This is a genomic window from Kribbella sp. NBC_00482, from assembly GCF_036013725.1.
In the GTDB taxonomy this organism is placed as follows: Bacteria; Actinomycetota; Actinomycetes; order Propionibacteriales; family Kribbellaceae; genus Kribbella.
Genome location: NZ_CP107881.1, coordinates 8,203,398 through 8,216,730 on the forward strand (window position 1 = coordinate 8,203,398; position 13,333 = coordinate 8,216,730).

The 13,333-nt window shown below is 68.0% G+C and carries 7 protein-coding genes; 2 read left to right on the forward strand and 5 right to left on the reverse strand.

Annotated elements, in window-relative coordinates:
* Positions 1–44: 44 nt before the first annotated feature.
* Complete coding sequence (locus OHB24_RS39515; protein WP_327636076.1) at positions 45–3,143, forward strand: PD-(D/E)XK nuclease family protein; 3,099 nt, start codon at positions 45–47, stop codon at positions 3,141–3,143.
* On the forward strand, positions 3,136–6,582 hold the full coding sequence (locus tag OHB24_RS39520; RefSeq protein WP_327636077.1) for a UvrD-helicase domain-containing protein: 3,447 nt from the start codon (positions 3,136–3,138) through the stop codon (positions 6,580–6,582). Before OHB24_RS39515 ends, OHB24_RS39520 begins: the two co-directional genes overlap by 8 nt.
* Here the strand turns inward: OHB24_RS39520 and OHB24_RS39525 are convergent.
* The 5 genes from OHB24_RS39525 to OHB24_RS39545 all read right to left on the reverse strand — a co-directional run bounded on the left by OHB24_RS39525 (position 6,579) and on the right by OHB24_RS39545 (position 13,320).
* Complete coding sequence (locus OHB24_RS39525; RefSeq protein WP_327636078.1) at positions 6,579–7,148, reverse strand: LysE family transporter; 570 nt, start codon at positions 7,146–7,148, stop codon at positions 6,579–6,581. The two genes, OHB24_RS39520 and OHB24_RS39525, sit on opposite strands and share 4 nt — an antisense overlap.
* Before the next feature lie 729 nt (positions 7,149–7,877).
* Entirely contained in the window at positions 7,878–8,111 is a 234-nt protein-coding gene (locus OHB24_RS39530; RefSeq protein ID WP_327636079.1) for a hypothetical protein, read from the reverse strand.
* Positions 8,112–8,404: 293 nt separating this feature from the next.
* Entirely contained in the window at positions 8,405–8,722 is a 318-nt protein-coding gene (locus tag OHB24_RS39535; protein ID WP_327636080.1) for a hypothetical protein, read from the reverse strand.
* A 9-nt stretch (positions 8,723–8,731) separates the two neighbouring features.
* Positions 8,732–9,223 (reverse strand): hypothetical protein, encoded by a 492-nt coding sequence (locus OHB24_RS39540; protein WP_327636081.1) that lies wholly within the window; start codon positions 9,221–9,223, stop codon positions 8,732–8,734.
* Positions 9,220–13,320: a DUF6531 domain-containing protein gene (locus OHB24_RS39545; protein ID WP_327636082.1), complete on the reverse strand. Its 4,101-nt coding sequence runs from the start codon at positions 13,318–13,320 to the stop codon at positions 9,220–9,222. The genes OHB24_RS39540 and OHB24_RS39545 overlap by 4 nt, the downstream gene beginning before the upstream one ends.
* Positions 13,321–13,333 lie beyond the last annotated feature (13 nt).

Consider the following 13,333-nt stretch of genomic DNA (forward strand, 5'->3'; position numbering starts at 1 on the left):
CGCGCCCGGTCATCTTTCTGTCCGTGGGAGGGTTTACGGTCACGGTGACAGTCAACAGATCGGGGGTTGCGGTGAGCACGGTCCGGATCGAGAGTACGGCGTACGGCGCTGCGGCTCTGGAGCGCCTGCAAGCCGTCGTCGCGCGGCTCAAGGCCGACGATCCGATGACCCCTGTCACCCTGCTCCTGCCGAACAACCTGTCCGGCGTGATCGCCCGCCGCCACCTCGCCCGCTCCTCGGTAGCCGGTCTGTACCTGGCGACCCTCGAGCGACTGGCCGAGCAGGTCGCCGCCGGGTTGCTTTCGCCGCGACGTCCCGCGACCCGTCCGATCGTGGCGGCCACCTGGCGTACGGCGCTCGCGAAGGCGCCCGGCATCTTCGACGAGGTCGCCGAGCACCCGTCGACCATCCAAGCGCTTGCATCCGCCCATCGCGAGCTCCGCGACCTCACCGAACCCGCGCTCGACAAGGTCGCTGCGGCCTCCGCGCTCGGCCCGGATCTGGTCCGTTTGCATCGGCATGTCACCGCCGAGCTGGCCGCGGACTGGTACGACGCGACCGATCTGCTCCGCGCCGCCGCGTCCCGGATCGCGGCGTCGCCTTCAACAGTCGATGAGCTTGGCGCTCTGGTCCTGTATCTCCCGCAAGAGCTGACCCAGTCCGAGGCCGCCTTCGTCGCCGCGCTCGGTGAAGCGGCCGCCGATCTCACGGTGATCGTCGGGCTGACCGACGTACGCCGTGCCGACCGTGCCGTGCGGCGATCGCTCGAACGGATCGGGATCGACCTGCCGACGTCGATCTCGAAGAACTATCCGGTCGCGACCGAGATCCTCAACGCGTCCGATGCCGACGACGAGGTGCGTTGCGTGGTGCGTGATGTCGTCTCGGCGCTCGAGCACACGCCGGCGCATCGGATCGCGGTGCTGTACGCCGCAGCCTCGCCGTACGCGCGTCTGCTCCACGAGCATCTCTCGGCCGCTCGCATCGAGGTGAACGGTCCGGGTACACGTCCGGTGCATGAACGGGCGATCGCGCGGACGCTCCTCGAAGTACTCGCGCTGGTCGACCAGGATCTGCCGCGCGCGGACGTGTTCCGCGCCTTGGCGAATGCGCCGACGCGCGACTTCACCGGCGAGCGCATCCCGGTCCCGCAGTGGGAGCGGATGTCGCGGGCAGCCGGTGTGGTGCGTGGAGACGACTGGGACACGCGGCTGGCGCGGTATGCGCAGTCGGAGCGGCGGACCGCGGACCAGGAGGAGGCGGCCGAGGATCCACGGCCGGCCGCGGTACGGCGCGCGCAGTACAACGCGTCGACGGCCGAGCGGCTGCATACGTTCGCTTCGACGTTGCGGGCGCGGCTGAATGCTCTTGCGGAGCTTGAGACCTGGTCATCGTTGTCCGAAGGTGTGCTGCAGCTGTTTCACGATTTGCTCGGGGACTACTCGTCCTTGCCGATCGAGGAGCAGTACGCCGCAGCCGCGGTCGAGGGGTCGTTGAAGGGGCTGTCCACGCTCGACGAGCTCGGTACTCCGGCGAGCCTCGCGGTGCTGCGCGACGTACTCGATCTCGAACTGCAGCAGTCCCTGCCGCGGGTCGGGACGTTCGGGACGGGCGTGCTGGTCGCGCCGCTGTCCGCGAGCGTCGGGTTGTCGGCTGACATCGTGTATGTCGTCGGTCTGTCCGAGGATCTGTATCCGGGGCGGGTCCACGAGGACGCGCTGCTCCCCCATCGGGTGCGTGAGGCGGCTGCGCCGGAGTTGGCGTCGTTCCGGGATCGCCTGGACGAGAAGCAACGCCATCTGCTCGTCGCGTTCTCGGCCGGTGCCCGGGTGGTCGCGTCGTTCCCGCGCGGCGATCTGCGAAGGTCGTCGCGGCGGTTGCCCACGCGCTGGCTGCTCGGGTCGTTGCGGGAGCTGACAGGTGACCACGCGTTGCCCGCAACACAGTGGGACCGGTACGGCGAGGTGCTGCAGACGTCGGCGTCGTACGCCGGTTCGTTGACGACGGCAACGATGCCGGCGACCGAGCAGGAGTGGCAGACGCGCGCGGCGGCGGCGCGGCTTTGGGTTCAGGACGGCGTCCTCGTGCGGGCGCGGGAGTTGCTGCGCGGGCGCGCGTCCGCTGCGTTCACGCGCTTCGACGGGGACTTGTCGGGGGTGTCCGGTCTGCCCGAGTTCGCGGTCGAGGATCGGATCGCGTCACCGACGTCGCTGGAGTCCTATGCGACGTGCCCGCACGCGTACTTCGTCGAACGGCTGCTGCAGGTGGAGCCGTTGGAGGCGCCGGAGGATCTGCTCGTCATCTCACCGATCCAGATCGGGAACCTGATCCACAACAGTCTGGACGCGTTGGTCACGCGGCTGGACGGTTCGCTGCCGGGGTACGGCGAGCCGTGGACGGCGGAGCAGCGGCAGTTGCTGCTGGCGATCGGGGCCGACCTGGCGGAGCAGTTCGAGGCGGAGGGTCTGACCGGGCATCCCCGGCTGTGGCAGCGCGAGCGGTTGCGGATCCTCGGCGACCTGATGGTGCTGCTCACCGACGACGATCGCTGGCGCACGGATCGGGACGCGAAGGTGGTGGCGAGCGAGCTGACGTTCGGGTTCGACGGCGAGCCTCCGGTGGAGATCCCGGTGCCGTCCGGCCGGGTGCTGCTGCGCGGGTCCGCCGACAAGGTGGACGTCGGCGCGGACGGCACGATCTACGTGACGGATGTGAAGACCGGCGGCTTCTCGCGGTACGAGGGCATCGAGGCGGATCCGGTCGCGGGCGGGACTAAACTGCAGCTGCCCGTGTACGCGTACGCGGCCCGCGCGCGGCTGGGTGAGCAGTCCACTCCGGTCGAGGCGTCGTACTGGTTCGTCCGGCGCGGCGGCAAACGGATCCCGGTCCCGCTGACCCCCGAGGTCGAGGCCCGGTACGTCGACACGCTCGACGTGATCGTGTCGTCGATCGCGGCCGGGCATTTCCCGCCGAAGGCACCCGAGGTGCCGGACTTCCTGTGGGTCCAGTGCCCGTACTGCAACCCCGACAGCCTCGGCCACAGCGAGGTCCGGGCGCGCTGGGACCGCAAACGCCACGACCCCGTGCTGGAACGGCTCGTACGGCTCATCGACCCGACTGCTCTGGAGGTCGTCGATGAGTGAACAGCTGCTCGACGGGCCCGCTCGGGACCGGATCCGGTCGGACACCGACACCACCCTCTTCGTCGAGGCAGGCGCCGGGTCCGGGAAGACGCATGCGCTGGTCGAGCGGGTCAGCACGCTGGTGCTGCGAGACGGCGTACCGCTGCGAACGATCGCCGCCGTGACGTTCACCGAGAAGGCCGGGGCGGAGCTTCGGGACCGGCTGCGGGTCGAGTTCGAGAGGGCGCGGAAGAGCGAGGACCGGCAGCTGGCCGACGCTGCGCTGGACGACCTGGATTCCGCGTCGATCGGCACGCTGCACGCGTTCGCGCAGCAGATCCTGCTCGCGCATCCGATCGAGGCCGGGCTGCCGCCGCTGATCGACGTACTCGACGAGGTCGGCTCGTCGGTCGCCTTCGAGGAACGCTGGGCCGAGCTGCAGCAGCAGCTCCTCGACGACGATTCGATCGCCGAGCCGCTGCTGCTCGCGATGGCAGTCGGTGTCGAGCTGAAGCATCTCCGGTCACTCGCGCGGCTGTTCGGCAACGACTGGGACCTGATCGCGGATCGGGTCCTGGTCGAGCCACCGGAGCTGGTGGCGATGCCGGATCTCAGCGGCCTGATCGCCGCGGCGGCGCAGATCGGCGCCGCGGCCGAGACCTGCCTCGACCCAGAGGACCGGCTGCTGCCGAAGGTCCAGCAGATCCGCGAGCTCGGTCTCACACTGGACGCGGCGTCCGATCAGGAGACGCAGCTCGCGCTGCTGCAGACGTTCCGCGGCCTGAAGGTCGGCAGGATCGGGCGCAAGGAGAACTGGCCGGACATCGCCAAGGTCCGCGGGGACTGCGCCGAGGTCGTCGAGGTCGCCGGCTCGCTGGTCGAGCTGCTCCTCGACGCTTGCCTCCGGCATCTTTCGCACTGGATCGCCGAGCGGGTGCTGGAATCGGCCGAGCTCCGGCGCGCCGAAGGGCGGCTGGAGTTCCACGATCTGCTCGTGCTCGCGCGCGATCTGCTGCGGCGCGATCCCGAGGTGCGCGCGGATCTCCAGGAGCGCTTCGAGCGGTTGCTGCTCGACGAGTTCCAGGACACCGACCCGATCCAGATCGAGCTCGCGGTGCGGATCGCCGGCGGCGCCGAGGCGGACGCCACCGACTGGCACGACGTCGAGGTCCCGGAGGGGCGGCTGTTCGTGGTCGGGGACCCGAAGCAGTCGATCTACCGGTTCCGCCGCGCCAACATCGCGACGTACCTCACCGCCCAGCAACTACTGGGCGAAACGGTCGCCCTCACCACGAACTTCCGCACGGTGCCGCCGATCCTGAGCTGGATCAACACGGTCTTCGCGACCCTCATCCAGGCCCACGAATCCGCCCAGCCGTCGTACCAGTCCCTCTCCCCCCACCGCACCAACCCGACCAAACCCACCAAGCCGCCCGCCTTACCCAGCGCGCCGCCGCCCGACGCCCCGGTCAAGGGCGACCAGCTCTCGATCTTCGACGAGCCCACCCTCTTCGACTCCACAGACTCCGAGGATCAGGTCAGTGATCTCGCGGCCGTCCTCCCGTTCCGCCGGCGCGGCGCCGACGTACCGCCCGAACCGTCGCCGGACGAAGACCCCTCGGCCGGTCCCGCCGTCACCATCCTCGGCGCCACCCCGCACGACGACCTGCCGCGCGCGCAAGCCTCCGTCCTCCGCGAACGCGAGGCCACCGATGTCGCCTCGGTCATCGAGGAAGCACTCCGCGAGGGCTGGCTCGTGTACGACGACCGCGCGGAAACCTGGCGCCCCGCGGAGGCCGGCGACATCGCCGTACTCGTGCCGGCCCGCACCTCGCTCCCGTTCCTCGAAGACGCCCTCGACCGCGCCGACATCCCTTACCGTGCGGAAGCCAGCTCCCTCGTCTACCAAACCGCCGAGGTCCGCGACCTGCTCGCCTGCGCCCGCGCGCTCGGCGACCCGAGCGACCAGCTCGCGCTCGTCACCACCCTCCGCTCGCCGCTGTTCGGCTGCGGCGACGACGACCTCTACACCTGGAAGCGCAACGGCGGCACGTTCACGCTGACCGCTCCGGTCCCCGATCAGTTGCTCGCCCACCCGATCGGCGAGGCGATGGAGTGGCTTCGCCGGACGTACTACGCCGCCCGCTGGCTCACCCCCAGCGAGGTCCTCGCGAAGATCGTCGCCGACCGCCGCATGCTCGAAGTCGCCGCGATCGGCCCCCGCGCCCGCGACGCCTGGCGCCGGATCCGGTTCGTCGTCGACCAGGCCCGCGCCTGGTCCGAGGTCGAGCACGGCGGCCTCCGCTCGTACCTCGCCTGGGCCGCCCACCAGGGCGAGGAGACGTCCCGCGTCGCCGAGGCCGTCCTTCCCGAGACCGACGCCGACGCGGTCCGGGTGATGACGATCCACGCCGCGAAGGGCCTCGAGTTCCCGATCGTCATCCTCTCCGGCATGACCGCCTCCCCGAACCGCCAGCGCGGCGTCCAGGTCCTGTGGCCGCTGCCCGGCGGCTACGCCGTGAAGCTCAAGTCGTCCGTCCAGACCGAGGACTTCGACCTCGTCCAACCCGTCGACGAACAGATGGACGACTACGAACGCCGCCGTCTCCTGTACGTCGCCGCGACACGCGCCCGCGACCACCTGGTCGTCTCACTCCACCGGTCCGGCAACCGCCGCCACACGAGCAACGCCGAGCTCCTCGCGACTGCCGGCGGCGTCGACGCACCGCACGCCACGCTCTTCACAGGCCCACCGGTCCCCGACCGCGAGCCGACGGGCAGCCCCGACGTCACCCCGCCGATCTCCCGCACCGAGTGGGAGTCCCGAGCCGCCGCCGCCCAGGCCGCAAGCCGAGCCCGCTCCGCCCAGAGCGCCTCCGGCCTCGAAGGCACCGGCCCGGAGCTATCCGTCACCGCCGGCACCGCCGAGGGACTGGCCGTCATCGACCCCGGAACCGCCAAGGGCGCCCGCGACCTCGAGCTCCCACCGTGGTCCAAGGGCCGCTACGGCACCGCGATCGGCCGAGCCGTGCACGCCGTACTCCAGGTCGTCGACCTCACCACCGGCGCCGGCCTCGAAGCCGCCGTGTCCACGCAATGCCTCGCCGAGGGCGTCCTCGAGTACGCCGACGTCGTCACCGCACTCGTCCGTTCGGCGCTCGCATCCGACGTGGTGAAGCGCGCCGCCGCCCGCGCACACTGGCGCGAGTCGTACGTCGGCACGGTCCAACCGGACGGCACCGTCCTCGAAGGTTTCGTCGACCTCATCTACCGCGAGGACGACGGTCGCCTTACCATCGTCGACTACAAAACCGACGCCATCCCCGCCGCCGCCCTGGACAGCCGCGCCGCGTACTACGCACCCCAGCTCCACGCGTACGCCGAGATCCTCCCGAACACCGCGCCGCCCATCCTCCTGTTCCTCAACCCCAGCGGCGCAATCGAACACCAGGTGCCCTAGGCAACGATTCGGACTGCCAATACGGCGATGACCGCAGCCGAGGCCAACGCAGTCATCAATCGCCCGAACGCTCCGGTGAGCAACCGCCCAAGCAACGCGCCCCCACCCGCGAGCAACAGTTGCCAACTGGCCGACGCAACGAACGCCGCCACCACGAACACGATTCGCTCGCCAACTCCGGCGACCCCCGACCCGCCAAGCACGAGCGCCGCGAAGTAGATCACCGTCCACGGGTTCAGCATCGTCATCCCGAGCATCCCGAAGTACGCCGCCCACGCGCCAACCGGCGTCTCCTGCTGCAACGCAACAATCCGCCGCTCGCGATACCGCCGTACCGCCTTAGCGGCCCCCATCACTGCAAGCCCGACCAGCACCACAACCGATGCCCACCGCAACGGCCCGACGACCGGCACCAGCAACGGAGCCAACACCGACCCGGCACCCGCTGCCACTGCCGCGTAAATGCCATCAGCCGAAGCAACCCCGAGCGCCGCAAACGCCCCGATCCGCAACGAACTCCGCGCCGTCAACGCCACAAGATAGGTCCCGACAGGCCCGACCGGCATAGCAACCCCATACCCAGCCAAAAGCCCCGCGACCACCACCCCGATCACAACGGACCGAAGCTCGACCCCCACCCACGACGAGCCTGCTGCTGAACCCGAGCCACAAAGGCCACAGGTCCCACCAGCAACAATCCAAAGCTCGTCGTAATCATGTCCCCATGATGAGGACCTACCCCCGCCCTCTCAACCCAATTACGGTGCCACCCTCAAGCACGCCTCCACCCGCCCCATCTCACGCCACCCACCAAACAGACCGGCCACGCGCTGCCCGACTGGCGGCTTGTTGCACCACTAGCGGACTACAACCCGCCACTGCTGAAAAAACCCGCCATCGCCAGGCGATCCATGCCCCGTTCACACAGCGGGCGGGTCGGTCGACCACCATCACAATGACTCCGTAACTGTTGGCGAAGGCGCAGCAGCGACCATCGATCTCGTCGACCTCTTCCGTATCCACCCATCTGCGCGTAGCTCCGTAGCACCGGGCTGTCGAGAAGCTTCAAGACGAGATCCCGTACGGCGAGGTCGTTGCAGAACTCGTAGATGTTGTCGGAGTATCCCTCCTCACACTGGCCCTCCGACGACGGTCTGTTGCAGGGCTAGATTTTCTTGAAAGTCGACGTGACCTCTGCCATTGAGGTTCGGCAGCACGGCGAACCACTGTCAGAACTCCCGTGCCTCGTCCTTTCAACAGGATCGAGCACGGACGGCTTTCGGCTGACTGGCAAGCTATTTGTCACTGTCGCGAACGCTGGCACGGGCGCGTTCGAGCTGTTCTCGGTAGTCAGGTGCAAGGGGTGCGGTGAGAAGCGTCTCCAGAGACGCGCTGATGTCCCAGAACACGCGCTGTTCGGCCTGATCCGCAAAGCCTGCCGGTTCGCCCGCATCGTCGGTCCGCAGCAACCAGTCGAAGAACACGAGTGCCTGATCCCGGGTCAATCCGAGCGAGATTTCGTCAGCCACCGCCGAGACCTCCATGGTTGAGAACGTTGCCTAGCTGATCGGGATTTAGCTTCCAAGCGCTGACGAATGTGCCGTTCTGAGCAATCACGTCCAGCAAGGATGACGGCGGCCACACCTGGTACGGCGACACCGTCAGGTAGCTCCCACACCACAAACAGGATATTGAAACATTACCTATCCTGTCTGGTGAGTAGCGTGACTTGGTCGAAGCTCCTGTCGTCCGTAGGTGAGATACGGATGCCGAGTTGAACGAGCCGCTCCTGTCGGCCATCGGGAAGGTAGCCAACTCCAGCTCACTCTGGCTCGTTCTCACGCCGCCGGTACACCCACTCCTCGCCAGCCAACAGTTCCCGCGACTGCGAGGCCGGTACGGCGACAGCGTCGAAGCGGATGTCGACGGGCGATACGAAGTCGGCGACGACGTAGGCGCCGACCTCCGAGACCAGGAGATGCTCCACTTGGCCGACCGACTCGTACATGAACCTCGCCTCGATGCGAGGGTACGTCGGGCGGACTGCGACAGCTCTGAGTTTGGGTGTGACCAAGTCCCACAGGGCTCGCTGAGAGGACAACAGCACGTCGATCCGGAAGGCGGCGAAGTCTGGCGTCATCTGGGTCTGCTAAGGGACATCTGCGAGTCCTCGGGCAAACTGCCTCAGCATCGACAACTGCTGGTCCGAGATCGGCGAGATCGGCTCATTCGGATCCAACGCACACTCGAACTGTCCTTGCGCCGTCATCCAGGCCAACACACCTGTGGACATGCAACCGGGGTCGAACAACTGGGGCGGATCGCAGAACGGAAGGCCCTCAGCGCCGACCCACGCAACAGAGCATCCGGACGCAATGACCGCGGCAAGCGAAAGCCGCAGCGCGGCCGCCATGCCGTCAGCTGTTGGCCAGATGAGAATCGGCAGGTCCCAGGTCGGGATTTCCCACGCGTCACCGCGCAGGACAAACTCGTCGACTTCAGGTTCGCCGAACCACACATGAGCAGGAATCACGACCGGACCCCAACCGCCGCGCCTCGCAAGACCGTAAATCGTGATACCTGGCACCTCGTCCCCGTCGACGATCACAACGAGGGCGTCACGCGCGGGCGTGACAGTCATCCGATCCCCCACATCTTCAGTTGGTTCTCCGAAGGCTTCGACGAGGAAGCCAGCTGTCCTGTGTACGGGCCTTCTTTGTACACAAAGACTGCCACCTGTTCACCATCAATCACTCCCAGGAAACCCTTGACGCGGTATTGACCGAGTTTGTGATCAACGGTCGCCTGTGGGTGCTCCAAGATCGGGACCAGCTCGCGCCTGATGATCTCAGGACTCGTCTTGCCGGACCACTGCGGCAACAAGCCTGCCGTGACCAGGTGTTTGGTTCCATGCTGCAAACGATTCGGTGTCAGGGCGCTCGCTCCCGTCCCTTCCGCATAGCCGAGTGCTGGCCTAGCAGTCCCCACCGCAGCACGCGCTCGGCCGAGAGCGGGGAAGCGGGTGGCGACGAGGCCGACTGCTACGTCGGCTACTAGTTGGGAGCAGTTGCCCTTGAGGACGCAGGCTTGGGAGTCGAGTATGCCGGCGGCGCCGGCGGAGATTACTCCGGTGGCTGAGGAGATTTGGAGGAGGATGGGGATGGCGGGGGCGCAGGCTCGGGCGAGGGTGCAGATTACGGCGCCGCCCAGGGCGGCTGTGGAGATGTAGCCGGAGACGTGGGAGACGTCGGTGAGGGTGCCCTCGATGTCGTCCAGGCCTTGGAGGTCTGTGGTTTTGAGGGGGTTGCCGGTGGTGTAGGCGTAGGGGTTGGCGGAGCCTGCCTGGTCGGTGGTTAGGAAGGTGCCGGTGGTGGGGTTGTATTCGCGTTGGCCCAGGAGGTAGTTGCCGGACGGGAGTTTGAGGCCGCCGATGTAGCCGGGGGTCTCCTTCTGGGTGGTCGGCTTGGTTGGGCCGGCTCGGGTTTGGCCGTAGGGCTCGTAGTTGTATTGTTCGGGCTTGGTGGTTGTTGCTGTGAGCACCGAGCCGTTGGGGGTAGTGGTGAGCGGGGTGCAGGCGGTCGGGGTTTGTTGGGCGACGAGGCCGGAGCCGTAGAGGTAGCGGGTGGGTTGTGAAGGTCCTGTGGTGGCCAGGATTTGGGGTGAGAGTGGGTCCCAGAGGTAGCGGGTGGTTTGGGTCCCCGTGGTGGAGGTGGCTCGGCGGCCGTCGCCGGTGTGGGTGTAGGTGGTCTTAACGCCTGCGGTGGTTGAGGTGAGGGGTTTGCCGGCGGCTGACCAGGTGTAGGTGGTGGTGCCGTCGGAGGTTAGATTGCCGTCGGGGTCGTAGGTGTAGCGGCGGGTGGTGGGTACGTCGAGTGGGTAGGTGGCCGGTGTGGTGAGCGAGGCCTGGAGTTCGTTGGTGGGGCCGTAGAGAGACCAGGTGCTCCCTGTCGGGCGCTTCTCCCAGGTGCGGTTGCCGTTGGCGTCGTAGTCGTAGCGGATGTAGTCGCTCGCGTCGTCTGTGCATTGGTCGACGCCATAGCAGGTCGCAGTCAGGCGGTTCAGCGGGTCATAGGTGTACGACGACTTGCCTGCGACCGAGTCGTCGGAGCGGGTGAGGTTGTCGGCAGCGTCGTACGTGGAGGTTGTCGTGCGCAGCGGGCGGGCGTTCTGGGCGACGGACAGAGAGGTGGTGCGGCCGCGGACGTCCAGCTGTTCGGTCTTGATCAGCCCGCCCGGTTGGGTTGTGGTGATCGTGCCGCGGGCGAGGTCGTAGCGATACGAGGCGAGTGGTTTGCCGTCAGCGGCGGCGGAGGTCAGACGGTTGACGGCGTCCCAGGTGTACGACTCGGTGTGGCCGGCTGCCGTCCGTCCGCTGAGGTTGCCGACGGCATCCCAGCGGTACGACACGGGGCCGGCCGACGTGAGCTGGTCGAAGGCGTCGTACCCGAAGCGGGTGACGCCCAGGCCGTCGGTCATCGAGGTACGGCGGCCTGCGGCGTCCCACGTGTAGCTGACTGCGGGTGTCTTGTCGGAGTACGAGATCCGCAGCGGGGCACCGCGCGCATCCAAAGCAAAGGACGCCGTCTTGCCTGAGGGCAGCGTGGTGCGGATCAGGCGGCCGGACTTGTCGTACGCGAACGTCCAGGTGCGGCCGCCGTACGTCGCCGACGTCGTCCGGCCCGCGCCGTCGTACACGAAGGTCTGCGAACGCCCGCTGGCGTCGACGGTCCCGGTGACCCGGCCGGATGCGTCGAAGGTCGTGGTGGCTTCGGGCAACGATGGTCTGGTGACGCCGACGACTGCGCCGGCGTCGTCGTAGCGCAGCTTGGTGGTGCCGCCGCGGGCGTCGACGAGTGTCGACATGCGGCCCTGCCCGTCGTAGGTCTGGCTCGTGGCGACATCAAGCGGCCCATGCTGCGAGAGCGGCTGGTCGCCGTCGTTGTAGGTGACCGTGCTGACGGCACCGCGCGGTGAGGTCGTTTTGACCGGCCGTCCCCAGCCGTCGTACTCGATCCGCGTCACCTGCCGCAGCGGATCGGTGACCGTCACCAGATCGCCGTCGGCGGAGTACGCATACCGAAAGACACGGCCCAAAGCATCGTGAGACGTCGCGACAAGGCCGCGCGCGTCGTAGGTAACCGACGAGGTCCGACCCGCGTACGCCGTGCCGGTCAGGTTCCCGCGGACGTCATAGGTGTACGTCGTCCGCCGCCCAAGCGGATCCACCGTCGCCAGGACGTCGTTGCGGGTGTTGTAAGTACGCCGGGTCACGGCACCGACCGCGTCGGTCGAGGCCACGACCCGACCAAGCGCGTCGTACTCGTGTCGCGCACCATGCCCAAGGCTGTCGAAGACCCGGATCAGGTTGCCGGCGGCATCGTAATGAAACGTGGCCGTGGCGCCGGTCGGATCGGTTTGGCGGATGAGCCAGTTCCGCTCGTACTCGTTGATCCACTTCCCACCCGTCGGGTCGGTCATCGTCGACGTGCCGCGGATGCCCTCGGTCTCCCAGGACCACGTCGACCGACCGCCCTTGGCGTCGGTCTGCGCGACGACCCGCCCGTCGGCGTCGTACTCGGTCACGGACGCCGGCCTGGCCGCATCCCCCACCGTCTCCGACGTCAGCCGCCCCTCGGTGTACTCGTACCGCGTCCGAATCCCGCCCGGCGACGTCACCCCGACCAGCCGACCGTCGGCGTACTCGTACCGCACCGTCCGCGCCGCAACGCCAGGCCCGGACAACCGCACCGACGCGATCTGCCCCTCCGAGTTGTAGTCGTACGACAGCGACCGCCGCCCGTTCGCGACCGTCCGCACCTGCCCCGAGGCCCGCCCGATCGTCACCCATTGACCGTTGCGGTCCCGAATCGCCTGCAGCTCGCCGGCCGCCGAGAACTGCATCCGCACCTGGTCGACGCTCGTCAGCAGGTACGTCGACCCCGACCGCGCCAGCGTGAAGCGCGCAGCTCCCTCCTCCACGGCGAAGACTGACCCGCGACGCGTGAACCCGATCTCCCGCCCGTCGGACGCCAGATATCGCGCACCGGTCGGCGACAACTCGAGGCGGTCCGAGTACGACGCCCTCCATCCGGCACCGAGCGACCCGGTGGATCCGTCGTTCGAGTTGTACGTCCGGGTCACCGTGAGCGGTACGCCGAGCGCCGTCACGGAAGCGTCCGTCTCGACAGCGGCCAGCGCGCCCGTGAGGGAGTTGACGGGGTCGGACTGCATGGCGAACGGCCCGAAGAACGCGCGTGCCTGCTTGTCGGGGAGCACGAACCCGGGCGCACCGGCATAGATCATCACCGAGGCAGACGCCGAGCCTTTGCCGTTCGTCAAGGAGACGCCCAGCAGATTCGGTGAGCCGATGAACTTGCAGTCGAGTGGCACGAAGACCGACCAGCTCAGTGACTGGGTCCGTGCCGGCTTCGGCTTGGGCGTGTTCTCGCAGGGCCAGTTGTTGACCTGCCAGGTGCGGGCGTCGGTGAGGCGCAGGTTGCACAGGTCGATCGTCAGGTTGAAGGTCCGGGCCTGGAAGGTGAGGGTGAGCCCGGTGCCGGCGTGCGCCATACCGCCGTCGAGGGCGATCTCGGTGCCGGTGCTCAGGACTTCGCCCTTCGCAGAGACGGTCATGTCCGGATGCAGACACGGATACTCGTCCGGCTTCGCTGCGTACGCGACCGGCGTGAAGGGCAGGAGCAGGACGGCGAGGACGAGCGCAACAAGCCGGTTCCGCATGATTCGCCTCCGC